General features: G+C 40.2%; 22 protein-coding genes and 2 pseudogenes. 7 read left to right on the plus strand and 17 right to left on the minus strand.

Annotated elements, in window-relative coordinates; genetic code table 11:
• The first annotated feature begins 7 nt into the window (after positions 1–7).
• Positions 8–625 (plus strand): SprT-like domain-containing protein, encoded by a 618-nt coding sequence (locus ACEW8O_RS02115; protein WP_373492996.1) that lies wholly within the window; start codon positions 8–10, stop codon positions 623–625.
• A 364-nt stretch (positions 626–989) separates the two neighbouring features.
• Here the strand turns inward: ACEW8O_RS02115 and scpB are convergent, their stop codons facing one another.
• The 4 genes from scpB to ACEW8O_RS02135 form a co-directional block, all read right to left on the minus strand.
• Positions 990–1,550, minus strand: a complete 561-nt coding sequence (gene scpB, locus ACEW8O_RS02120) for an SMC-Scp complex subunit ScpB (protein WP_373492972.1) — start codon at positions 1,548–1,550, stop codon at positions 990–992.
• A gap of 1 nt (position 1,551) precedes the next feature.
• The gene (locus tag ACEW8O_RS02125) at positions 1,552–1,935 is read right to left on the minus strand and encodes a TraR/DksA family transcriptional regulator (protein WP_373492973.1); all 384 of its coding nucleotides are present in this window, start codon (positions 1,933–1,935) and stop codon (positions 1,552–1,554) included.
• A gap of 114 nt (positions 1,936–2,049) precedes the next feature.
• The gene (locus tag ACEW8O_RS02130; RefSeq protein ID WP_373492974.1) at positions 2,050–2,205 is read right to left on the minus strand and encodes a hypothetical protein; all 156 of its coding nucleotides are present in this window, start codon (positions 2,203–2,205) and stop codon (positions 2,050–2,052) included.
• 61 nt (positions 2,206–2,266) lie between these two features.
• Positions 2,267–5,605, minus strand: coding sequence for a lamin tail domain-containing protein (locus ACEW8O_RS02135; RefSeq protein ID WP_373492975.1), 3,339 nt, complete (start codon positions 5,603–5,605; stop codon positions 2,267–2,269).
• A 190-nt stretch (positions 5,606–5,795) separates the two neighbouring features.
• Here ACEW8O_RS02135 and ACEW8O_RS02140 point away from each other — a divergent pair, with 190 nt between their 5' ends.
• From ACEW8O_RS02140 to ACEW8O_RS02165, 6 genes are all read left to right on the plus strand, one after another.
• Positions 5,796–6,785, plus strand: a complete 990-nt coding sequence (locus tag ACEW8O_RS02140) for an aspartate-semialdehyde dehydrogenase (RefSeq protein ID WP_373492976.1) — start codon at positions 5,796–5,798, stop codon at positions 6,783–6,785.
• A gap of 107 nt (positions 6,786–6,892) precedes the next feature.
• Positions 6,893–8,080: a THUMP-like domain-containing protein gene (locus ACEW8O_RS02145; RefSeq protein WP_373492977.1), complete on the plus strand. Its 1,188-nt coding sequence runs from the start codon at positions 6,893–6,895 to the stop codon at positions 8,078–8,080.
• Positions 8,081–8,274: 194 nt separating this feature from the next.
• Positions 8,275–9,360, plus strand: coding sequence for an IS110 family transposase (locus ACEW8O_RS02150; RefSeq protein WP_373492978.1), 1,086 nt, complete (start codon positions 8,275–8,277; stop codon positions 9,358–9,360).
• A 523-nt stretch (positions 9,361–9,883) separates the two neighbouring features.
• The gene (locus ACEW8O_RS02155; RefSeq protein WP_373492979.1) at positions 9,884–10,279 is read left to right on the plus strand and encodes a hypothetical protein; all 396 of its coding nucleotides are present in this window, start codon (positions 9,884–9,886) and stop codon (positions 10,277–10,279) included.
• Between the two features lie 70 nt (positions 10,280–10,349).
• Positions 10,350–10,577, plus strand: a complete 228-nt coding sequence (locus ACEW8O_RS02160; protein ID WP_373492980.1) for a hypothetical protein — start codon at positions 10,350–10,352, stop codon at positions 10,575–10,577.
• On the plus strand, positions 10,570–10,980 hold the full coding sequence (locus ACEW8O_RS02165) for a putative toxin-antitoxin system toxin component, PIN family (RefSeq protein ID WP_373492981.1): 411 nt from the start codon (positions 10,570–10,572) through the stop codon (positions 10,978–10,980). Before ACEW8O_RS02160 ends, ACEW8O_RS02165 begins: the two co-directional genes overlap by 8 nt.
• A gap of 105 nt (positions 10,981–11,085) precedes the next feature.
• Here ACEW8O_RS02165 and ACEW8O_RS02170 read toward each other — a convergent pair.
• From ACEW8O_RS02170 to ACEW8O_RS02230, 13 genes and pseudogenes are all read right to left on the minus strand, one after another.
• A pseudogene (locus tag ACEW8O_RS02170) lies at positions 11,086–11,241 on the minus strand (hypothetical protein); the annotation flags it as partial.
• Positions 11,242–11,357: 116 nt separating this feature from the next.
• On the minus strand, positions 11,358–11,501 hold the full coding sequence (locus tag ACEW8O_RS02175) for a hypothetical protein (protein ID WP_373492982.1): 144 nt from the start codon (positions 11,499–11,501) through the stop codon (positions 11,358–11,360).
• 221 nt (positions 11,502–11,722) lie between these two features.
• Positions 11,723–12,121, minus strand: a complete 399-nt coding sequence (locus ACEW8O_RS02180; protein ID WP_373492983.1) for a type II toxin-antitoxin system VapC family toxin — start codon at positions 12,119–12,121, stop codon at positions 11,723–11,725.
• Entirely contained in the window at positions 12,105–12,332 is a 228-nt protein-coding gene (locus ACEW8O_RS02185) for a hypothetical protein (protein ID WP_373492984.1), read from the minus strand. The genes ACEW8O_RS02180 and ACEW8O_RS02185 overlap by 17 nt, the downstream gene beginning before the upstream one ends.
• An 86-nt stretch (positions 12,333–12,418) precedes the next feature.
• Entirely contained in the window at positions 12,419–13,726 is a 1,308-nt protein-coding gene (thrC, locus tag ACEW8O_RS02190) for a threonine synthase (RefSeq protein WP_373492985.1), read from the minus strand.
• A 732-nt stretch (positions 13,727–14,458) separates the two neighbouring features.
• A complete protein-coding gene (locus ACEW8O_RS02195) occupies positions 14,459–15,391 on the minus strand; it encodes a homoserine kinase (RefSeq protein ID WP_373492986.1) in 933 nt (310 codons plus the stop codon).
• Positions 15,391–17,845: pseudogene (thrA, locus tag ACEW8O_RS02200) on the minus strand (bifunctional aspartate kinase/homoserine dehydrogenase I). The gene ACEW8O_RS02195 and the pseudogene thrA overlap by 1 nt, the downstream one beginning before the upstream one ends.
• Before the next feature lie 364 nt (positions 17,846–18,209).
• Positions 18,210–18,812, minus strand: coding sequence for a DUF2179 domain-containing protein (locus tag ACEW8O_RS02205; RefSeq protein ID WP_373492987.1), 603 nt, complete (start codon positions 18,810–18,812; stop codon positions 18,210–18,212).
• Between the two features lie 87 nt (positions 18,813–18,899).
• Complete coding sequence (locus tag ACEW8O_RS02210) at positions 18,900–20,090, minus strand: CynX/NimT family MFS transporter (RefSeq protein WP_373492988.1); 1,191 nt, start codon at positions 20,088–20,090, stop codon at positions 18,900–18,902.
• 173 nt (positions 20,091–20,263) lie between these two features.
• Positions 20,264–21,298 (minus strand): ferrochelatase, encoded by a 1,035-nt coding sequence (gene hemH, locus ACEW8O_RS02215; RefSeq protein ID WP_373492989.1) that lies wholly within the window; start codon positions 21,296–21,298, stop codon positions 20,264–20,266.
• Between the two features lie 384 nt (positions 21,299–21,682).
• The gene (locus ACEW8O_RS02220) at positions 21,683–22,177 is read right to left on the minus strand and encodes a DUF4168 domain-containing protein (RefSeq protein WP_373492990.1); all 495 of its coding nucleotides are present in this window, start codon (positions 22,175–22,177) and stop codon (positions 21,683–21,685) included.
• A gap of 142 nt (positions 22,178–22,319) precedes the next feature.
• On the minus strand, positions 22,320–23,615 hold the full coding sequence (locus tag ACEW8O_RS02225) for a cation:proton antiporter (RefSeq protein ID WP_373492991.1): 1,296 nt from the start codon (positions 23,613–23,615) through the stop codon (positions 22,320–22,322).
• Positions 23,616–23,624: 9 nt separating this feature from the next.
• Positions 23,625–24,455, minus strand: coding sequence for a universal stress protein (locus ACEW8O_RS02230; RefSeq protein WP_373492992.1), 831 nt, complete (start codon positions 24,453–24,455; stop codon positions 23,625–23,627).
• Positions 24,456–24,501 lie beyond the last annotated feature (46 nt).

Raw genomic sequence — 24,501 nt, forward strand, 5'->3', positions numbered from 1 at the left:
TGAGGGCATGAATCATGATGGTAAATTTCTGGAGGCTTTCAAAAAACATGTCCCGGAATACTCGGCCCAATATTGCTGGGAATTGTGGAAAGAAGTTCCTTTCAATTTTTACATTACCCGAACCCGTCAGACCAAATTAGGTGACTTCAGGTACCGGCGTGACAGAAGGGTACAAACCATTACCATCAACCACGACCTGAACCGTTTTCAGTTTTTGATTACCTATATCCATGAGGTTGCCCATTTCAGGGCCTTTGAAAAATTTGGTCTAAATATCAAACCACATGGTGCAGAATGGAAAGCAACTTTTAGAATTCTTTTATCTCCTCTTCTCAATGAGTCGGTATTTCCAAAAGATATCCTGATACCCTTGAAAAGACACATGGCCAACCCAAAAGCCAGTTCAGGTGCAGACCTATTTCTAAGCAAAGCTGTCAAACATTATGATGAAAACAAGAAATCTGATGTTTCCTTATTGGCTGATATAATCCCGGGAGAAGTTTTTGAACTTCAAGGCCGAAAATTCCAAAAAGAAGTCACCAGAAGAACCAGGGTTTTGTGCCATGAGATCAAAACCGGAAAAAAATACCTGATCTCCGCACATGCAGAGGTGAAGAAGGTTTAAAGGGGGAAGACTGGATTTTTATAGTGCGGGATGCAAGTTAGGTAAATTCCTTGGTTTTGGTTGACAGATGTCCGATGTCCGATGACCGATGTTGGGTGAAGTGTAGCTAAAGGGCTTTTTGCGCTGAATGTAGGGTAATTCCAGAACTCCAAAGTAAATGGAAAACTCATTAACAGTAAAATAATGTCAAAGCTGTTTAATATAGGCATTACTTACTTCCGAAATCCGTTATCAAACAAATTTCATACCTAATACTTCTTCCTTCATCCTTATTCCCTCACCCTTCATCTGTTCCCAAATATTAAATCTAAATTCTAAAATCTACAATCTACCCTCATCCTTCATCCCTCATCCTTCATCCCTTTCACTCCTTCTCCTCCCCAATCTGATTTTGCTCCCCGGCAAAGTCTTTGGGTTGTGGTAGGTCGGTCAGGTGGTTGATGCCAAAATATTCCATGAATTTTTCGCTTGTCCCATAAAGAATGGGCCTTCCAACACTATCGGATTTCCCTTTGATTAGGACAAGTTCTTTTTCCAGTAATTTCTGAATGGAATAATCACAACTGACACCCCTGATATGTTCCACCTCTGTTTTGGTAACAGGCTGTTTGTAGGCGATAATGGAAAGTGTCTCCAATTGGGCAGTAGAAAGTCTTTTGTTTGATTGGTGCTTTAACAAAATGGAAACACTGACCTGATATGCAGGTTTGGTCAAAAACTGATATCCCCCGCCCAAATGGTCCAAGGCGAAAGAATATTCCTCATCTTGGTATTTTTCCTGAAGAGATACGATAGCCTCAAGAATATGCTCTTTGGGCACCTCAGACTCAAACATCTCCGTCAGGCATTTTTGAATTTCTTCAATGCCCAACGGAGATGGGGAACAAAATATCAGTGCCTCGATATGCTTGTGTAAAAAGTCCAATTTATTTTTTGGCCAATTTGGCTTCAATAGAATGCATGGTATGTGGAACTGCTCTTAAGCGCTCCTTAGCAATCAATTTTCCTGTATCTACACAGACACCATAAGTGCCGTTTTTGATTCTGACAAGGGCATTTTCAAGATTGATGATGAATTTCTGCTGTCTTGCGGCAAGCTGACTCATACTTTCCCTTTCCAAAGTATCGGCTCCATCTTCCAGTAATTTTGCTGTAGAGGCCGTAAATTCTGTTCCACTGTCATTCCTTTTACTAAGGGTTTGCTTGAGTGAACTCAATTCCTCTTTTGCCGAACCTAATTTCTTTAAAATGATTTCCTCAAACTCCTTCAACTCTTCAGGAGAATAGGCTGTTTTTCCTTCTTGACTCATAGCTTTTTCTTTAAAGTGGTTAATTCCAATCAGAATATTGGGTCGATTGAAAAGTCCCCTAAAATACGCTTACCTTTTTAAAATCAAAAATAAAAAAACCGTCTCAGACGGTTTTTAATTGGGAGCAAGATTTTGTAATCTCTTTTCCAGCAACTTTTCGTCTGTAGATAAGCGATATCTTATACTTAGATACCTTTGAATGACCTTCAAGGTTTTTCCTTTTTCAATAAAATAAGTTTTCAATGCTTCGGTGATAATGTCTGGTTTCATAAGTCCGGTAATTTGAGGTCATAACAATTTACTGATTTTTTCCGAAATCCATCATGTACGATTAGAATTTTGTACCAACAACAACCGTTTTTTTAATTTGTTTTACATTTCCCTGAAGGTCAAAAATTTCAACCCAAACAACATAGTATCCGGATCTCACTTTTTTGCCTCCTGTATCTGTACCGTCCCAAATGTAGAAGCCCTCATTTCCCCAAATGGCATTTTGACACAATTCCCTGATCAACAATCCGTTGACACTGTAAATTCGAATGGTACCTGCCATTCCTGATTGGTCCATTTTGTACTTGATACTTGTATAAGGTTGTTCACCCGCGGCATCAGGGACAAAGACTTCAGGAAAAACTTCAATCCCAAAACCTTTGAATCCATCGTGAATCTGTGAATTCCGATATCCCGGTGTTGCAAAACCTTCAGAAGCGGAAGCGGAGTACCAGTTGTTTGGGTCCTCGACTGAAACTTGAGGGGAAATCCGTTCTAATGAAACTCCTTTTGTCTCCCTCAAAAGCCTATGGTGCATCTTATCATTATAGCTGAATATTTCCGATATGGTCTCATCAGGATTTAAAAACACCACATTTCCCAATGAAATCGGATAACTCGGAAGTGAGGAGTATTCAATAAACTTATCTTCCTTTCCTTTGGGATATTCAGCCTTCAATTTTTCTTTGTTGGTAGTAAATACCCAAAATGAAAAAGGTGCTATCACAAAATCATCATTGAAAAGAACCCTCCTGTTTGCCACCTCTCCGTCTGCATTGAGATTTGCCAGCTTCCAGTCTTTTAGGTTGATATAACCGGAAGATGCATTATAAATCTCCACAAATTTGGGTGAACCGGTTCTTGGGTTGAATAACACTTCATTGATTACTACATCCTCTAGTTTAGCTTCCGATGGAATTACAAAAAATACCTGACTATTTTCATCCAATAGGTTTCCGACACAATCCCGCAGCCCTTTAATTGCAACTTTATAATAAATATCAGGATTCAGAACTTGTTCAAATTCAAGGATAAGATCTGTTGAATTTTCACCAAGACCTACATGTACCAAATTGAGGGAGGGCTGAAATTCCCATTGAAGATTTTGAATATTGGCGCTGAGGGTTTTGGAAAAAGTCAGGACAACACGGCTCTCCCCTATAATTTGCGATTTAACAAAAACCGGTGCTGTTTTATCAGGAGTTTCTTCAAAAACTGAATTAACAGCACCGGGAGTACCTCTTTTCGGGTCAGAGGAAGGCCGGAGATTGTTCAATAAATTACATTTCACAAAGGGATTTACGATTTCAAGACTGTACCCTCCAGAAGCAATGCTGCTTGACCCATAACTTGCCGTATTATAATCTAAGCTGTCAATCACAAGATTTTCTGCATCCAAGAGCTTTACTTTATCAGCGGAGTTGAGCAGAGTTGGCCAATTCGTCAAACCCATCACCTGTCCGTAAGAAGTAAATTGATTCGCTTGATTTCTTGGTGCAAGAATGATGTAACGGTTTGGCTCCAAAACCCCTGAAAGAATTGTGGCCACTCTCCTCGAATTTGCCAATTGAAGTCCTCCAAGATAAATCGGCTGAGTACCGGCATTAAAAAGCTCCACATATTCCACGTTGGGAAGACTGTTCCCAGCCCTGGGTGCAGGCATAACCTCATTGATTACAATTTCTTTGAAGGTCAATTTACCTGGATCCGAAAAACTAAAGGTAAAAACCAAGTTGTTTGCGACATTCCCGTTCAGGTCCGAAATCCCATCAATGGCCAAAGTATATTCTTTCCTATTTTCAAATTTAAATTCCCATTCCAAAATCAATTGATTGGGATTGGGTTGTATCAAAACTGAAATTGGCTGCGTACCATTGATTTGGTAAGCAGAGGGGATTACTGCAAAAACAGGATCCAATGGTTCCGAAAAAACTACAAGGATTTTTTCTCTGTTCACAGGGAAAACATTGACAATTTCCGGTGGGGTATTATCCCAAACAAAATCCCGCTTTGATCCCGGAATCACATAACCTCGGATATTTTTTCTGACACCCATCTCCAAGCTGAAAATTTGCCCCTCAGAAAAAGCCCTATTACTTTCCAATTGGATGATATTAGGTTTCGGAAAACTGATCGAAAAATTATATTCGGGATTATCCTCCACATTTAACCCGGCAACATCCACGGAATTCAAATCTAAGTTTTCTTCATGAACAATTACAAGTTCGGTTTCTGATTCCAAATAAACGGTCTCCACAAAATCACGATAAATGAAAGACTTCCTTTGGATTCCGTTCATTAATTTCCCCTGAAGATTTTGGACATTGTTGACTTCAATGGCCACTTTTTCTCCCAATATCAACTCTCTTCCCAAATTCAGAAAGACTGTATATCCATTTTCGGAGAGTTCAATACCGGATGGAGGTATACCATTAATCATGAAATGGGAGGATTGCGAAACAGAGGCCGGAAGAAATAGCTGGGAGAAACTGATCGAAAGCCGATCAGGAGATGTGACAAGAACCTCCCCGATTTTGATCTCCGAATTGTCAATCTCATATTCAATTTCATCTGTCATTCGACCATCCAATTCCTGCATCCCCTCCAGATTCATCCAAATCTTTTCATCTAGGATCATTGAGGATGACACTACCAGAAATGATGTATCAGTGTGGAAAATCAGTTCTTCAATAGAATACTTCCCAAGAGTTACTTGAGATACTGAAGGTTCCAAAACTTTTCTGTCCAAAACCACCTCAACCGTATATGGATCCAACAACGCTGCACTTTTCACCTGAATCGGGTCAACGAGTTGGTCACCATTGAAAACCCCGAAATCATCCATAAAAAACCTTGCTGCAGACCCGGTCCCCGGCCCATATTTAACCTCAATTTTCAACACCATTGTTTCCAATTCATGGAATTGATCTGGAATTCCAATCTCAAAAAGACGATATTCTGTATTTCGATTGGGAAAACTGCTATCAGTCCCGACCTGAATTTTTGACTCGAAACCTTGAAAATCTGTCGAAAATGAGACTTCTACGATGGCAGGTCTGTTCCCCGTTCCGTTTTGTCTGGTTTTAGCAAAAAAAATGATTTTTGGATCAATCAAGTCTAAGGTAGAAATCCTGACAAAAATCTCTCCATTGAAAGAACTGATGGGTTGGACACCCAAGGCCTTTGAGCCATTTCGACCTTCCCCAGAGGCCTGGAATATCCTCGCAGCGGTATTTCTCAGCTCATTTGCTGACCAATTTGTTAAAAATTCTTCAGGATGATTGACAATATCAAAGCTGCTTTCAAAATCCTGAACCTGGGCAAAAACTTTGTTTCGGTCTAAAAAACAACCTAGTAGAGTTAAAGCAAGCAAAACCCCCACAAAAAACTTAGGCTTCATATACCTAAATATAAATAATCAGTCTTACTTCAGGTCTAAAATAAACGGATAACTTATTTTTCTTCCATTTCTTTCAAAAAACTCCACATTTTTTTGAAAAAAAAGCAATTATCATTTGACTCTATATCATTTTTGGGAATTCTTCCCTTACCTTTGCGCTTCATTTATCAAAACTCCTAATCACAAAAAAATGAAACTAGCCGTTGTAGGAGCTACCGGATTGGTAGGCTCAGAAATCCTAGAGGTGCTGGATGAGCACCAATTTCCATTTGACGAATTGCTACTTGTAGCCAGTGAAAGATCGGCTGGTAAAAAGATGACCTACAAGGGCAAGGAGTACACGGTAATTGGATTGAAACAGGCTGTTTCTGAGAAGCCGGACGTTGCGATTTTTTCTGCCGGCGGAGGTACTTCCCTGGAATGGGCACCACAGTTTGCTGCGGTGGGTACCATAGTTATCGACAACTCCTCGGCATGGAGAATGGATCCCACCAAAAAACTGGTGGTTCCTGAAATCAACGCAAAAGACCTGAGAATAGATGACCGCATCATTGCCAATCCAAACTGCTCGACAATTCAGATGGTTTTGGCTTTGAACCCCTTGCGATTGAAATATGGTATCAAAAGAATAGTGGTATCTACCTATCAGTCTGTCACCGGAACAGGTAAAGCTGCCGTCGACCAAATGATGGCCGAGCGTGCCGGACAACCTGCCGAGATGGTATATCCCCATAAAATTGACCTGAATGTATTGCCACATATAGATGTCTTCCAACCTAATGGATATACCAAGGAAGAAATGAAGATGATCTTGGAAACCAAAAAAATCTTTGGCGACGATAGCGTACAGGTCACGGCCACTACTGTCAGAATCCCAACCATGGGAGGGCATTCTGAATCAGTAAACGTGGAGTTTCACAATGATTTTGATCTTGAAGAGGTACGGGAAATCTTATCAAATACCCCAGGTATCATTGTTCAGGACGATCCTGCAAACAACATTTATCCTATGCCATTGACTTCACATAAAAAGGACGAAGTATTTGTTGGAAGGCTGAGAAGGGATGAATCCCAGCCAAACACCCTGAACATGTGGATCGTGGCTGATAACCTGAGAAAAGGTGCCGCCACCAATGCCGTTCAGATTGCGGAATATCTGATGGAACACAGCATGGCTTAAGAATATTGTTATAGTCATGCCATGACTGGGGGTGAAATTCATGCCATGACTCAAAGTCATGGCATGAATAATTCTAAGTCATGTCTTGAATAAATAATCATGAATTAATGCCTCTTTCAACCTATATAGCATCACTAAAACAATTTGTGCAGGACCACCTTACGGAGGATCCTGCACAATTGCTTTTTGCCCATTCCGGAAAAACTGATTTTGACTTAAAGGCGGCTGTGCAGCAGATTCAGGCGAGACAAAAAACAAGACAAAAGCTCCCCTCTTGGGCTGCCCATCCTGATCTGATTTTTCCACCTAGCCTCTCCCTCGAACAAGCCTCTTCCGAAGAAACTGCTAGATTTAAGTCCAAGATTCTTCCAAAAGGAAAAACCATGATTGACCTGACAGGGGGATTTGGAGTGGATACTTTTTATCTGGCTGAGAAATTCGAAAAAGCAATCTATTGTGAAAGAAATCCTGAGCTATCAGCTATAGTCGAGTACAACTTTAACCTCCTTCAACCAGATAAATTTGAATTCTATCAAGGCGATTCTCTGGAATACCTTTCTAAATCCAACTTAACTTTTGATCTGATATTTGTAGATCCTGCCAGAAGGGGAAATCATAACCAAAAGTTATACAAACTCGCTGACTGCGAACCTGATATTGTCAGCCATTGGGTGCTGTTGAAATCCAAAGGCGAATCCATTTTGGTCAAAGCCTCACCCATGCTGGACATCAAGCAGGCAATCGCAGAAATCTCGGATATCCAACAAGTATGGGTGGTTTCTGTAAAAAATGAAGTCAAGGAGATATTGCTTTTTTGGGAAAAAGGGAATGTAAGTAATGAAAGGATTATCCATGCGGTCGATTTGCAGTCAGGTGGTCCAAATGAATTTTCATTTACCTATAAAGAAGAGGAATCAAGCGAAAGCATTTTTGGGGAAGTCTCGAAATACCTGATCGAACCCTATTCCCCAATTTTGAAAGCCGGTGCTTTCCGAAGTTTTGGAAAAAGGTTTGGATTAAAAAAACTGCATCCCAATTCACATTTATATACCAGAAATAATTTGCCCGATGGAATCCCTGGAAGAATTTTCGAAGTAATCCAAGAAATCAACAACCTCAAGAAAGAACTGAAACAACTCTTCCCAATAGGAAAAGTCAATGTCATAACCAGGAATTACGCCTTATCGGCAGATGAGTTTAAGAAAAAATACAGGCTGAAGGATGGTGGGGACAGTTTTTTGATTGGGACGAAGGTTGGGGAGAAGTTTGTTACTCTTTATTGTAGATTGGTTTAATCTCGTTTAGAAAGTCAGTATACTGGCGCCGTTGTCAGTGTCTCCACTGACAACCCTCTTTTTTTAATCACACCCCCGTTTTCATCCAAACTCGAAATGAAGTGAATGAAGGTATTATGTTTGAAAAGTAGGCATAAGCTATATTTCATATATTAAGGGTAGTATTCAACTCTAACCTTTAAATATAAAAGCTTATGCCACGGACTAAAATTAGTAAGGATTCATTTAAGGGACAATCAATCTATGTAGGAATTGATTGTCACCATAAAAGTTGGAAAGTCACATTGCTGACCGATAAATTGGAGTTAAAAACTATGAGCAGAGACCCTGATGTCAATTCTTTGGCTGACTATCTGAAGAACAATTATCCTGGAGCCGAGTATAAAGTCGTTTATGAATCGGGTTTCAATGGATTTACAGTTTGCCGGAAATTCAGGGATCTCGGAATTGATTGCCAGGTTGTCCATGCAATGGACGTTCCTACGAGTCATAAGGACAGACAGCAGAAATCTGATAAATCAGACAGCAGGAAGCTGGCCCAACTGCTTCGCTCAAACGGTTTTGAGGGGATTGATGTCCCACCACCGCATATTGAAGTGGACAGGAAGATTCTAAGGCAGCATTATACGCTCACAAAAATGCTGACAGCTGAAAAAAACAGGGTTAAAGCAGTTCTTTTTCAGTTCGGTATTGAAATCCCAGGTCGTTTTGCCAGCAGCCAATCAAGATCATGGTCAAGGATTTACATTGAATGGCTGAGAGCTGTTCCCGGTCTGGATCCCAAAGAACAGCTCACCATTGACAACCATCTTGATACCGGCCTGTTGCTCCGAAAGCAGTTACTGAAGGTGACCAGGCAGATCAGAGATCTTTCAAAGGAAGATAACTATAAAGAAGATTACAGAAATTTATCTTCAATACCAGGGATCGGCACCTTGGGGGCTATGCGGATATTGCTGCAGATTTACAACATTGAAAGGTTTAAGACTATGGACGAACTTTGCAGCTATATAGGGTTGATGCCCAAAATGTATGGTTCCGGCGAAAGGACGGTAACAGGCGAATTGACAAAAAGGGGAAGGAAAGACATAAAAGTAACTCTAGTTGAGGCTTCTTGGGTAGCCGTCAGAAAAGACCCCGCCCTTACCTTAAGGTTTAATAAACTGATATTAAGGATGAACAAGAACAAAGCCATCATCAGGATAGCCAAAAATCTGCTAAACAGAATTAAGCACATGCTGACCCATAAAATTGAATATGAATTAGGAATAGTAGTATAACCTGTAAAACAAAAGGCCTAAAAATGCCAGAACCTTGAAAAATCTGGAGGGGGAATAAACGTAAGTGAGTGTCTGCAGCACCTGAAAGGGAAGACTGTTCAGTGAAGGCTACGTCCCCATCCTCTTTAAAATGAAAGATACACTGCGGCGGACTATACGTTTGACCGTTAATAGGGGACTGATTGAAGAGGTTTAATAAAAGGTAGTTTTGCCGATTAAGGAGCAGGAGAGATCTGACTGATTCTTTTTCCCATAAACACAAAAATAGTTTTAGCTGCCCTTTTGTCAAGGCTAAAATGCACTCCGTTTCACTGCGGCCTTGACAAAAGACCTGCCAAAACTTGGGTTGCATTTAAGAGAAAAAGAATCAGAATGGAAAAATTATGTGAAATTTTAGCTGAATCACTTGTTTTTCAACATAGGAGACACTCACTTTGGCGTTGAATTTTGTTTTATCGAGTCTAGATAATCACTATACCCATCTATATTTTTTAAAGGTAATATTTTTATTACTTTTAAAGAGATGAAAAAGCCAAAAATAAGTATCAAAGTAATTAAAGAAGACTTGGGATATAGTGCGATTGCCCAAGTTGGAGAAAAATTAATCGCCACACAAGGCGATTCATTTGATGAATTAAAGGAAATGGTATTGGATGTGGTTAACCTTTCTTTTGAGGAGGAGGGTATAAGTTATGGTATAGGGGAAATAAATTTTGAATTCGATTTTGAAAGTATTTTTGATTTCTATAAGGTAATCAATGCCAAAGCCCTATCAGAAAGAATCGGCATGAATCAAAGTTTGTTGGCTCAATACATCAAAGGAATCAAAAAGCCATCTGCTAGCCAAACCAAAAGAATCCTTGAAGGAGTACATCAGATAGGGAAAGAACTGAGTGAGGTCAGGTTTTTGATTTCTTAACCCACTGGCAGCATACAAATCTTATGTCTTTGGATTTTCGTACATTTATCCAACACAAATTCTAGCAAGAATGGAACGTATCATTTTGGAAGTAGATGACAAAGTAGCCAAGGCTTGGAGAGCTGCATCCACTAAAAAGAAAAAAGAAATCAGCATTGCCGTTGAAGCCCAAGTTAGCAAACAGTTGATGAAAGACAGCGTGGAAGATTATATCCAATTTTTGGAAGAGTTGCGGGAAAGGATGGCTGAACGCGGATTGACTCAAGAAATATTGGATGACATCCTGAAAAATGACTGAGGTGTTCTTCGTCTTTGATACCAATGCTCTTATAAGTGCACATCTTCTTGGTAAATCTGTGAGTGCTGAAGCCTTAAATAGAGCTTTAAAGAGAGGAAGTTTGGTGTTTTCAGATAGAACATTAAGCGAGTTTGCGGAAGTTTTATATCGGGCAAAGTTGGACAGATATTTTGTTGAAGGTGAAAGAGAAAAAATCCTAAATATTATTACCTACAAAAGCAAAATTATCAAGCCTTCAGCTAAGGTTAAAGTTTGCCGGGATCCGAAAGACGATATGTTTCTGGAACTTGCCTTGTCAGCAAATGCCGCATGTATTATCTCCGGAGATCCACATTTGCTGGAAATGCATCCTTTTCGTGGCATTCCCATAATGAATGCCGCAGATTTTCTAAATAATTTTTGACACACTCGCCAAAAATATTCTTTTATGTTACATTCGGCTTTCAAAACAAATCAAACCTTGATGTTGAACAGAGACACTCAAGTTGGCACAGAATAAACCAACTAGTCAATCTTCAACCCTCATATCAATGACTCTTCGTTCCGTATTTCTGGATTTAAAGATTCCCATGCCATTTGTAATATTGTTAAAGACAAGGACAGGTTGGGATAGAAAATCGCCTCGGTTGAACTGCTGCAGATCTCCTGTATTATAATACGTATAATAAGACTCAGAGAAATCAGTACAGGTTCATAACCGACATAGCTAAATACCAAATCGACTTCTTTCTCAAAAAGTGAATAACTAAAAAATCCGTAATTATTGGTAACGGCGCCTTTTTAGTTTTTCTTGTCAAAAACATTGACCCCTATCAAGGTCTCGCCATTGTCCGCATCCTTGACAGTTCCGCTGACAGTAACTTTTTGGGCCAAAGAAATAAAGCATACGCCGTAAGAAAAGCAAAACAGTATAATACTTTTCATAGAATTAATTAGTTGAATCGGCGGCAAAATTAATTTTTTAATTTTAATTCCAATGTTAAAATTTCAAAAATTGATAAGAAATAATTTTGCCTTAATCTGGCTTTTCATTTGGTATAATCATAAATGAAATTCCGGGAGAAAAAAGTGAGAGAAAACTCTCAATTTCAGGATATAAACTTAGTGTTGGAAAAAGTGAAAAGTGAAACTAAGCCAATATGAATCTACCAGCTAATAATCTGAATTTCGGGCAACAAATCAAAATGGTGGTCTCGTGTCACCAAGGGCAATTCGTGTTCTAAAGCCAATGACCCAATCCAAATATCATTTTCCGGGATAGGTGTTCCCTTTGTTTTAAGATACTTTTTCAATCGCCCGTAAATCAAAGCTGTTTGGTCACTAGTGTTCAGAATTGAGGAGATTTCTAGAAATTTATCGATGAAACCCATCTGATGATGGCTTCTCCCTGAGTTTTCCGCACCAAAGTATAATTCTCCCAGAGCGAAGATTGGAAGATAAACAATATTCGCTTTATCTATCTCTTTTGCAATTTCCTGCTTCCCCCTAAAAAGGTCAATAACAATATTGTTGTCCAATAGCAAAGAATTATTTCCAGTCTTCATCATTGATATTTTCGCAACCGGATTCTATTGTTTTTTCTAAAGTCTCTGCTTCTTCTTTATCCAATACTCCTAACAGTTCAAATGCAGAAGGTTTTTTCGTTGGTTCTGATTTTTTATTATCCAAAACTGAGGTCAACAAATTGATAACTTTCTCATCTTTGATAAAAATAAGTTTCTCAATCAATTTTAATTTTTTCGCTTGGATATCCATAATCTCATAAGTTATCTTCGAATATCGGAAAAATTGTGTTTACTGTCAAATATGAAACCTAGTGGCAAAAAAAGCGAGTGAGACACTCACTCTGGCATTTGGTTTAAAAACTCCTTAAACTCCCCAAAATCATTCCCCATAGACATAGATTGTTTTTCACCCTTCATAAACTCCTTTAACCTATCAGGAATCGGTAGGTCAATGCCCAAGGTCTTATCGACTACAGATTTGAATTTGGCAGGATGGGCGGTTTCCAGGAATATGCCGAGGTATTCTCCAGGATTCATTTTCATAAAATTTCTCAATCCCAAATAACCAACCGCTCCATGAGGATCCAGAATGTAGCCTGAGGCATCTTTGATTTTAACCATGGCATTTCTTGTATCCTGATCTTCAAAGTAAAAACCCTTTACTTTTTGGCGGAACAATTTTTTATCATTGCCATACAGTGCCAAGAGCCTATAAAAGTTACTTGGATTTCCCACGTCCATGCTGTTGCTGATGGTGCCGATAGAAGGTTTGGACGCAAAGGGGCCGCCTTCAAGATAATCCGGAACCACCTTATTGATATTGGTGGATGCAATAAATTGGGAGATGGGCAAGCCCATTCTTTCAGCTAAGATACCTGCCCCGAGGTTACCGAAATTACCACTGGGAACAGAAACCGCTATTTTCTTATCCGATTTTGGAAGTCGTGATATGGCATAGAAATAATAAAGGCATTGAGGAATCCATCTGGCAACATTAATGGAATTGGCGGAGGTCAACAACATCTTATCATTGAGTTCCTTGTCCAAAAATGCCTGCTTCACCAATGTCTGACAATCATCAAAAACCCCATCCACTTCCACTGATATCACATTTTCACCCAAAGTGGTAAATTGCTTTTCCTGCAATTCGCTGACCTTTCCTTTGGGATAAAGAACGATGACTTCCACACCATCCACTTTGAAAAATCCATTCGCCACTGCACTGCCGGTATCCCCTGAGGTGGCAACCAGGACCCGCACTTTCCTACTTTCCCCCTCCATCAATATCGACATCAATTTGGAACAAAACCTCGCCCCAAAATCCTTAAAAGCCAAAGTAGGACCATGGAATAATTCGAGACTATAAATTCCATCTTCTACCTGAACCAATGGTGCATCAAATGCCAAGGTATGGTCCACCAATTCCCTGATTTGTTCATTGCTCAATTCTTCACTGAAAAGCTTCCCAATCACCTCATACCCTATTTCCTTAAATGTCATTTCAGGCAACTTATCAAAAAACGCCTTAGGCATCACCGGAATTTCAACAGGCATGTACAACCCCTGATCCGGGGCAAGTCCTTTGACCACAGCTTCTTTGAGGCTGACAATGTGCGTTGGGTTATTGGTGCTATAGAAGTTCATAGGGGGTTGGTTTACATTGTAAAATTGAAAAATTTTAAAATTTTTAAATTGGAAAATTATCTGTTTATTTATTCGTTAGTTTTAATTTCTTGTGTTCCTGAGTTTCCAACATTTTGAAAACGTACAGAAAATGGTAATGACATCTGGTTACCCCTACCTACGGCAGGCAGGCGTCATCCCGAGTGATCAACATTTTTGAAATGTTCATAAAAGGTAATATCATTTAGGATATATCATTCTGGCCTCGGCAAGCTTGGCCACCGGGGTCGTCTTGATGGGAGGTGGTAATTAACATTTTGGAAATGCTCAGAATATATAATGACATCAAGACGGGCAGCAGACCTCTCCTGTCGTCGAGGTGACAAGGCAAAGTCCTATTATATATTCGAATGCTATTTGTAGTTCTAACCATCAATTTCAAAATCTGTCATTGGAAGGCACTAGGGATCTCAAGAGATTCTATGTATGTTTATTCTATCATTTACTGATCCTCGTGAGACCCTTCTCCCGATAGCCATCGGGATCAGGGTGACGACGGCTGATCAGCATGACGGCTTCTCCGATTTGTTGAATTGGTATAATCGGGGCCAGCTTTGATTCTTGTTTCTTGGCTCTTGTTTCTTGGCTCTTGGTTCTTGACTCTTGTCTCTAAAATCTCGCTTCTCGTTTCTCGCTTCTTGTGTCTTATGTCTTGCGTCTTGTGTCTCAAAACTCACATCTCACATCTCACATCTATTCCAAAACAAACGCTCCCCTATTATTCACCTCCGAAACATACACGTCCGCACCTAGGCCGATGGTGTGGAAGACTTCTTTGGCTTTTTCGCCGGCTTCAAGTGCTATTTCTCCATTTGGGGAAAGGACGAATATGGTTGGTCCGGAACCTGATATCCCGGAACCCAAAGCACCAATGGATTTGATAGCATCTCTCAATTCATAGAAGCCCGGTATCAACAATGCACGGGAAGGTTCGGCAATGACATCTTTCAATGACCTGCTGATCAAGCCAAAATCACCGGTATATAATCCTGCAATAAATCCTGCGATATTTCCGGATTGGACCGTTGACTCCTTTAATGAAATCTGTTTTCTCAGGACACTTCTGGAATCAGATGTTCTCAGTTCAATATGCGGATGTACCAAGGTACAATAGATTCCTTTGGGGACAGGTAATTTGACAATATCCAAAGGCTCATATCCTCTAATCAGCACAAACCCACCTAAAATCGATGGAGCCACATTGTCGGCATGTGCAGACCCGCAGGCAATTCTCTCTGCCTCCATGGCAAAAGGAACCAATTCCTCTTTGGTAAATGGATCGCCCAACAGTATATTGGCTGCTACCAAAGCCGCAGCCGCACTTGCGGCAGAGGAACCCATCCCTGAACCCAACGCCAATCCTTTTTCCAAATAAATATCAAGCCCTTGTGAAGATCTCAATCGATCCAATAAAGCCTGAATGGCTACCGAACAGGTGTTTTTTTCTGTTTCCAATGGCAGCTTCCCTCCATCACCTGTAATTCCGGTTACGCAAAGTCTGTGTTGTTCATTGAATGAAACGGTGACTTTATCCCCCATGCCATCTATGGCAAAACCGAGGATATCAAAGCCACATGAAACATTGGCGACAGTAGCGGGAGCAAAAGCTGTGATGGATCGTGACATTATCTGGAAATATTACCAATTCGTATCACATCAGCAAAAACACCTGCAGCAGTTACATCTGCTCCGGCACCGGGGCCACGGATGATCATTGGATAATCATGATAACGCTCAGTGGTAAACAAGATCATGTTATCAGAGCCTTTAAGGGTATAAAATGGATGACTGCTATCTAGGGAGTTCAGACCAACTTTCGCTTTTCCGTTTTCCAGTGTTGCCATAAACCTGAGTTTTTCTCCTTTGGCTTTGGCTTCTTCCAAGAGACGGGCAAATTCTTCATCATGGGATTTGAGCTTTTCCAAAAACTCCTCCACATTTTTTATATTCACACAATCCTCAGGAACCATACTTTGAATAGAGATATCATCAAAATGTAAATCCTGCTCCGCTTCCCTTCCCAAAATCAATATTTTCCTTCCCACATCCATCCCGCTTAGATCATCTCTAGGATCCGGTTCAGTATAACCTTTTTCTTTGGCTATTCTGACCACTTCACTGAAAGGGGCTCCTTTTTCCAGTTCACTGAAGATATAATTCATGGACCCGCTAAGAACCGCTTCGATTCTTAGCACCTTATCCCCGCTCAGCATCAAATCCTGAAGGGTACTGATGACAGGAAGTCCTGCGGCCACATTTGTTTCATATAGGAATTTCACCCCCCGTTTGTACGCCAGTTTTTTCAATGCCTTGTAATTTTCAAGAGAACTGGAGTTGGCTTTTTTGTTTGGGGTAACTATGGCAATTTTGGCTTCGAGCACATGTTCATAAATCTCCGCCAATTCCTGACTTGCAGTACAATCCACAAATACAGTATTCGAAAAATTCATTTCATCCATTTGGGAAATGAATTTTTTAAGATCCATAGGTTTGGCCCCTTTAGCGTCTTCAGGTGCTGGGCAATTGTGTAAATCAAAACCATCTTCATGAAATGCCATAAATCTTGAATTGGCAATCCCGTGGATCTGAATGTCCAAGTCATTTTCTGTTTGCAATTTTTTCCTTTGTCGGGCTATCATTTTGATCAATGCCTTTCCTATCAGCCCAACACCTACTAAAAACACGTGCAAAACCTTATTTTCCGAAAGGAAAAAAGCTTCATGAAGTGCATTAAGTGCTTTCTGCAAATCAGCTTGCGAAACCACAACCGAAATATTCAATTCTGAACTTCCTTGTGCAATCGCATAGACGTTTACATTGTTTCGTCCCAAAGCTTGGAACATCCTGCCACTTGCTCCGGGATTATGTTTCATGTTTTCACCGACGGCTGCTACCACTGCCATGTTGGAAACCACCACCACCGGATCCATTTCGGCATTTTTGATTTCATAGATAAATTCTTTTTCTATGGCTTCTTTGGCCAAAGGCATCTCTAGGGTTTTGATCGCCACACAGATGCTGTGTTCAGAAGATGCCTGGGAAATCAGTACAACATTGATTCCTGCATCTGCCAATGCTCCAAATATCCTCCTGCTTAGCCCAACCACCTCAATCAAACCGGTACCTTCAATATTCAGCAGGGAGATACCTGACATGGAAGAAATCCCTTTGATCAGTTTGCCGCTCGGAGCATCGTTGTTGATCAGGGTACCGGGATGATCGGGCGCAAAAGTGTTTTTGATATAAATAGGTACACCTTTCCGCATTGCCGGCTGCATGGTGGCAGGGAAAATAACTTTGGCACCAAAATGCGACAACTCCATTGCCTCACTGTATGTGAGTTGGGGGATGGTAAAAGCCGAATAGACCAATCTTGGATCGGAAGTCATCACACCTGAAACATCCGTCCAAATCTCCAGACTTTCGGCATTGAGTGCAGAGGCAAAGATGGCTGCTGTATAATCTGACCCGCTTCTCCCCAATGTGGTGGTTTCGCCCTTTTCGGTGGAAGCTATAAATCCTGTAATGACTTTGAGTCCTTCGTGTTGATGGAAATAATCCTGGATCAGGTCATTGGTGACCGGGAAATCCACCTTGGCATTGCCATATCTATTGTTGGTGCGGATAACTTCTCTGGCATCTAAATAATGGGCAGGCAAACCCTCAACCTTTAATGCCTCGGCAAGAATAAAGGCAGAAAGTCTTTCCCCAAAGCTCCCTACATAATCCAAAGTCTTTAGCGAACATTCCTTGATCAAATATATTCCATGAAACAAATCTTCCAACTCATTGAAACGCACCTTCACGTAGGTCAGCACAGTGGATTGTTGCTGGATTGGAATCATTTTTCTAACTAAATCATAATGCCTGTCTTCAAGAACTTTGATTTCCTCAACATAGGTTTTATCACCTTCTTTGGCTTTATGGGCACTTTGGAGCAAAACTTCCGTGACTCCCCCCCAATGCTGAAAATACGACTGCAATTTCTTCTTGCTGGAATTGGTTTTTCAAAATCTGGAAAACCTTTTGGATATTTTCCTGATTTGCTACTGATGATCCTCCGAATTTTAAGATTTTCATAAAAGTTGACGTTTCTTTTTGGGGTATATAATATTTTTCATCGATCCGAACAGGACCTTATGGTAAAGGGGTCTATATGTGGGTAGAAGACGGGAATTAACCCGTAATGGTGGTAGAAAAAAAAGTGGTATCGGACATACCCATGGCACAGCTTTCTGCAGCGGTTGTGCTGGAGAAGTTTCTAATAATAGTGTCATTGGCTGTGAAAAACATAGTCTGTTTTTTTGATGGAACAATCTTAAGGACAATTTCCCGAAAAGCAAAAATGTTTTTGTTGTTTTTTCAAGATTAGCATCTATTTATTATCAATAAATCAAATGAGTTGATGAAATCTTAGTACTTTATCAATAACAATCATAATATCCTACTTCCTCAACCTACTCCAAACCTTAGTCGTGAATCTTGGTCTGTCTTCCATCACATTGACATCATCTTCGCTTACTCCTCTCACACTTTCAATGGTGTAAAATGCCTTGTCATTGATCGTTTTTACTTTTTCAACATACTCCTTCAGTGAATCCCTTTTCATTACCGTAAACAGCAGATTTACTTTTCCATATCTTCCCTCTGCACCCACACTTGTAAATCTATAATTTCTTTCTTTCATATATTCAATCAAATCAGGCATGGGTTCTGGAGTAATCACCCTTACAAGCACCCTACCCAAAGCCAATTTCTCTTCAATCGTCATACCGACAAATGTTCCCATGGCAAATCCGCCTGCATAAGCGACATAAGACATGGGGTTATTGATATTCTGGAAAATCTGACCAATGGCCAACAACCATATCATGGCTTCAAAAAAACCGAGAATTGGGGCGATCTTCTTTTTCCCATTGAGAACAAACATGATCCGGAGCGTATTGATGGACACATCCATCACCCTGGCACAAAAAATCAGAAATGGCATGATCAGATAGTCAAATACTTCTTTGGGGATACCTTGGGCTGTAAAATATTCTTGCATGGCGGGATAGGCTATTATTCCTGCAAAGGTAACAGCTTAGTCCAATCGAAACAGGAAAACATGAATATTGGTACTAAAAAGAGCCTACTAAATCACCCTGGATTCCCCTGACCTGACCCCAAAATAAATAAACATCACCGAACAAATCAGGGCCAGATAGATCAGAAAATCCCAGTTTTGGTAAATGTCAAAAGAGATCCCAAAAAGCAATGGCCCCAATGCTGCCAAATAATATCCTGAAGATTGGACCATACCTGACAGTGATGCTGTTGTTTTTTCATGATCAGTTCTCAATCCGATCAATGTATAGGCCATCGAAACACTGGATCCAAGACCCAAACCTACGATACCCAGTCCAATGTAATTGATCCAAAGCGTCATAGAAAACAAACTTGAAAATCCAACAAGATACATCAGGCCCAAAACCCAAATGATCCCAACCTGATCTTTGAATTTCACTGCAATGATTGGCGCAAAAAACGAGCCGCTCAATCCTATAATCTGCATCAGCGAGACAAGCAGTCCTGCTTCAACAGGAGAAAGCCCCCTTGATATCATCATATCCGGCAACCATGCAATCAAAGTAAAAAACAACAGAGACTGCACACCCATAAACAGGCTGATGTTCCAGGCCAATCTTGACTTCCAGACATTCACTTTAATATGGTTGTCGGTTTTGTTTTTGTTGACAGGATGGTTTCTCACTTGAGGGAACCAAACCAGAATCCCAATCAACAGAAGTCCAATCCAGGAAAATAATGACCCTTGCCATCCCAAAGCCAAGTCCAAAGCCAATGGGACAGAAACCCCGGATGCAATTGCCGCAAACATTGTCATACCTGTGGTATAGGCAGCGGTAACCAATCCTATCTTGGTGGGCAGCCTATTCTTGATAAAAGGAATCAGTAAAACATTGCAGATAACAATACCAATCCCGGTCAGGCCTGTACCCAAAAAAAGAAGAAATGACCCGCCTAAAACCCTTACAATTGTTCCAATTGTAAGCAATATGAGTGCAGATAAGATGGCTTTTGAATTGCCCAGCCATTTACCGATAGCTGCAGAGAAAAGTGAGAATGTTGCAAATGTCAAAAGAGGCAGCGTAGTCAAAAAACCCGTCCATCCATTGGAAAGTCCAAGGTCATCTCTTATCATAGGAATCAATGGCCCGACCGCTGTGATGGAAGGCCTAAGATTAAAAGAAACCAATAGTATCCCCAATATCAGAAACCAGGTTTTTTGGTAATACGGCGGGGAGGGGGCTGTCAGGTTTTTCAAGGTCGTTTGGAGAAGCGAGAGTTTAGAAGCGAAAAGTGAGACGAGAACAAGAAGGGATTAATGAGAAAGGATGAAGGATGAAGGGGGATCCAATAATGGCTTAATTGAAGGAAAATTTTCCAATTTTTCAATCTTGCAATCTTGCAATACAACATTCTCTACCTTAGCTCCAGCTATGAATTCTCCTCCACCAAATCCTTGACACAAGAAACCCACGTATCACCGGAATTTAGACTAGGTACCAGATCCCATCTTTCCCCACCCAATTCCTCAAATTCTTCTTTATACTCTTCTCCTACCTCCACGGTAGTTTCCAAACAATCCGCTACAAAAGCAGGTGAAAAAACGAGTACTTTTTTTACTCCTTTTGAGGCCAATTCCTTGATCACATCTTCTGTATAGGGTTTGATCCAGGGATCTTTTCCCAATCGGGACTGAAAACAGGTCATCACTTTATCATTTGGAAGTTGAAGTTTTTCGGCCAACAATCGGGTGGTATAAAAACATTGCCCTCTATAACAGAACTGATTTTTTTTGGTGTAATTACCGCAACACTTATCACTCATTTGGCAGTAGCCATCAACAGAGCCTTTTTTGATCTGCCGTTCCGGTAAGCCGTGATAGGAAAACAAAAACATGTCATAATCTGCCTTTTCCATCATTTCCCTACCCAATTCAGTCCATGCCTTAAGGAAAAGTGGGTGCTCTACAAAATTGTTGATAAAGGTAATATTGGGAATAATCTGCCATTCCTTTGCCAATTCCATGACTTTGTCCACTACCGAACCGTTTGTTGCGGAGGCATATTGGGGAAATAATGGAAGGACAATGATCTTTCTGACATTTGCCTCATTGAGTTTTTTTAGACCCTCCTCAATACTTGGTGTCTGATAGCGCATCCCCATGGCTACGACATATTTTTCCGGGTCCAATTTCTGAATCAGTTTATCCCGTAAGTCTTCCGTATGAAAAAGCAAAGGAGAACCTCTATCTGTCCATAGTTTGCGGTATTCTTTGGCTGACTTGGGTGCACGAAACGGAGCAATGATCAAATTGACCAACATCCACCTTGGGATAAATGGAATATCAATCACCCTCCAATCCATCAAAAATTCTCTTAGGTATTTCCTAACATCGGCTGTGGCTGTGCTGTCGGGTGTTCCTAAATTGACCAATAAAACTCCGGTTCTTGCTTTGTTTTTGCTCATAGTGGGCATAAGTACGAATTTTTCCCTTAATCAGAACCAAAAATACAGCCTTTGGTTAGATTTAAACAATTGATATATGTGAAAGGGGATAGAAAGTTTCTAGGAGGACAAATATTTGGCGGTTCGATTGACCGATGTCGGATGACCGATGTGGGTTGAAGGTTCGAATCCAGGGTAGATTAAAATATTGAGAACTAATAATGACATGGGATTGCTTAATCCTGACGAAGGACGCATCTATTTCTCAAAATTTCATTTCCTTAGGTAAATATCAATTTCAATTTCTCCCAATAATATAAAAAAAAAGCAGGCTTCGACTGAAAACCTGCTATTCTATATAATGAAAGAAATTGATAATTACTTTTAAAGTAAAATTACTTTAACTCAATCAATCTCATCGGCCATCATTTTTTCGATTTTCGCCCTCACTTTTTCGCTTTGATTATAAGCCATATAAATTTCCTGAAATTTTTCTTTAGAAAGCTCACTTTTCACAATTTCCTCCTGCACCTTCATTTGGACTTCCTGCTGCGTATCCAAAACTTTTTGTCCTGCTTTGCTGAATTTTGCTATTTCTTCTGGATCTCCTGAGACTTCAGTCAAATTCCCCGCTTGTTGGGCTTGGGCAAGTTCCTGAAACCTTTCAACTTTCAAACCTTCCTTCTCAATGGCTTTTAGCATATTTTCCTGGCCTTTTTCCTGGATAGGAATCATTTCAATATTGATTCTGACAAACTCCTTTAATTCTTTATCAGTAAAATCTTCATTGATTTCCATTTGTTGCGGCAATGTTTGCTGACCAATGGCACAGGTTATGAAAATGGCCGAAAGTACCAGGGTCAATGAAAAAACTTTTGTGGAATAATTGGAATAATTCATGGTTTAGATTTTTGATTCAATTGTAAAAATACAAAAACCTCTCCAAAAAGGATTATTATTTAACTTATTTTGAAATTAAAGTTCAGTTTCACTGGGAATGATATAAAATGCAATGAAATAAAATTAATTATTTCAGACCTTTTCAACCACTTTCCTCTGAATCAGGCTTATTGTCAATCAAATCGGATTTCACACCCTCCAATTCCAAATGAACAGGCTTCAATGCCCACTTCATTAGAGGTCCGCTACTCATACTGGTGATTATTGCCATGACAACCAATGCGACAAAGAGTTTCTCATCTATCAGTCCATTTTCCAAAGCAATCAGGCCCAGAATGATTTCCATGGCACCCCGGGCATTCATACCAAATCCCACCGCCAGTGATTCTTTGATATCGAAACCGCCTCTATAGGCACCATATCCACTTCCGGCAATTTTACCCGCAAATGAAATCACCAAAATGGCCAAAGTGAGCATCAATTCAAAATTGGTGAAAAAGTTGATTTTCAATCCAATGGAAACAAAAAACAAAGGAGCAAAGATGTTATTGATAAACTGATGCACAATCTCTTTTGCCCGCTCAGACATGTGTTTTGAGTCTCCCAATGCAACGCCTAAAAGAAAAGCACCGAAAATGGCATGTATTCCCAACCATTCTGTAAATGCCGCTGCCAAAAAACAGAACGCCATAGACAATGACAATATCCCTCCCGGCCAGGCCAGTTTTTTATTGACCCAGGGCAACACCCTGTTGATGATCAATTTGCCCAAGGTCAGCATAAAGAAGGTAAAAAGAAGTGTGATCCCGATAGTTTGGAAAAGGGAAAGATTGCTCCCCTTGCCCATAAATGACAATATAACTGAGAATATCAACCATCCAATGATGTCATTGACCATTGCCGAAGCCACAATCAACATCCCCATTTTAGTCTTGAACAAATTCATATCCATTAATATCCTCACCACCACGGGCAAGGCGGTAATGGACATGGCTGTACCCATAAACAAGGAAAACAACAACCTGTCCCCACCTGCCAACCCAAAGAAGGATGGAAAATAATAGGGGAATACAAATCCCAATGCAAAAGGGACAACCAATCCAAGCAAACTGATATTTAATGCGGATTTACCTTGGGACCAAACCAAATGCAATTCTACTTCCAAACCCGCAATAAAAAGCAGCAATACTACCGCAATCTGAACAAATCCATCCAATGCGAGATTGGCACTGGGATTGGACATAAATAAGTATTCATGAAATCCCGGGACAAATGTTCCAAGGATAGTAGGCCCCAATAATATCCCTGCCAAAAGTTCACCCACCACTGCAGGTTGCCTGAATCTTTGGGCTATTTCTGCAAAGACTCTGGCCAACAACAGCATTGCTGCCAATTGCAGAAACAAATTGACTACATCTTGATGTGTTAGATTTTCCATGTAGTCCTTTTATTTTTTTACGATCAGTAAATTGCATGGAAGGTCATTTAAAATATCCTCCAGATCATGGGGGAAAAGCCGGTCCAAAAACCCAAGCTTGCCCTCATCCCCTACTATCAGTAGATCCGCTTTGAAATCAACTGCAAATCGTGCCAGCTCGAAGGCCCATTTTCCGGAAGTGATTTTTATATTGATTTTTAAATCCCCCTTATCAATTGTTTTAAGAATATTTTCCACATAGGTGATTTCCTCAGATATCAGTTTCCTTCTGGTATTTGAAATCTCCTCTTCCCCACCTTCACCGGCCGTGACCATTTGAAAGCCATACATTTTTATTTCGTTGACTATATATATTTGTTTTGCATGATCCATTTTACACCATTCCAATCCCTTTTGAATAACAAATGGGGTCTGTTCCTGCTGAGTGCCGTTGATAACTACCCGATCAAATGAAGTCGGAATTTCCAATGGTTCAACCAACATCAGCACCGAACATTTTGATTTCCTGATGATCTTCCTGGCAATACTTCCAATATAATATTTGAAAAAACCTTCTGTCTTTAATGCGCCTGCCACCAACAAATCCACATTTTCTTCATTACATGCCTGAATAATTTTTTTTGCCGGATTCCCTTTTTCCCAAATGGTTTTGATTTTGCTGTAACTAAGTCCGTGCTTATTCAATAAACCACGTAAGGTTTCCTCCAGCACCGGATTTTTTTCCCCTACGTGTATGAGCAAAAGGCTGGCACCAAAAATGTTTTTCAAGCGTTTGGCTTCACATATCAAAGACTCGGTGGTAGGGGAGAAAGCAATGGCTAAAGCAATTTTAGAAAACATGGCTAATGGGTTTTGGACTTGAAAATTACCGAAAATATAAGCTACT

It is taken from the genome of Aquiflexum sp. (assembly GCF_041749095.1).
In the GTDB taxonomy this organism is placed as follows: Bacteria; Bacteroidota; Bacteroidia; order Cytophagales; family Cyclobacteriaceae; genus Aquiflexum.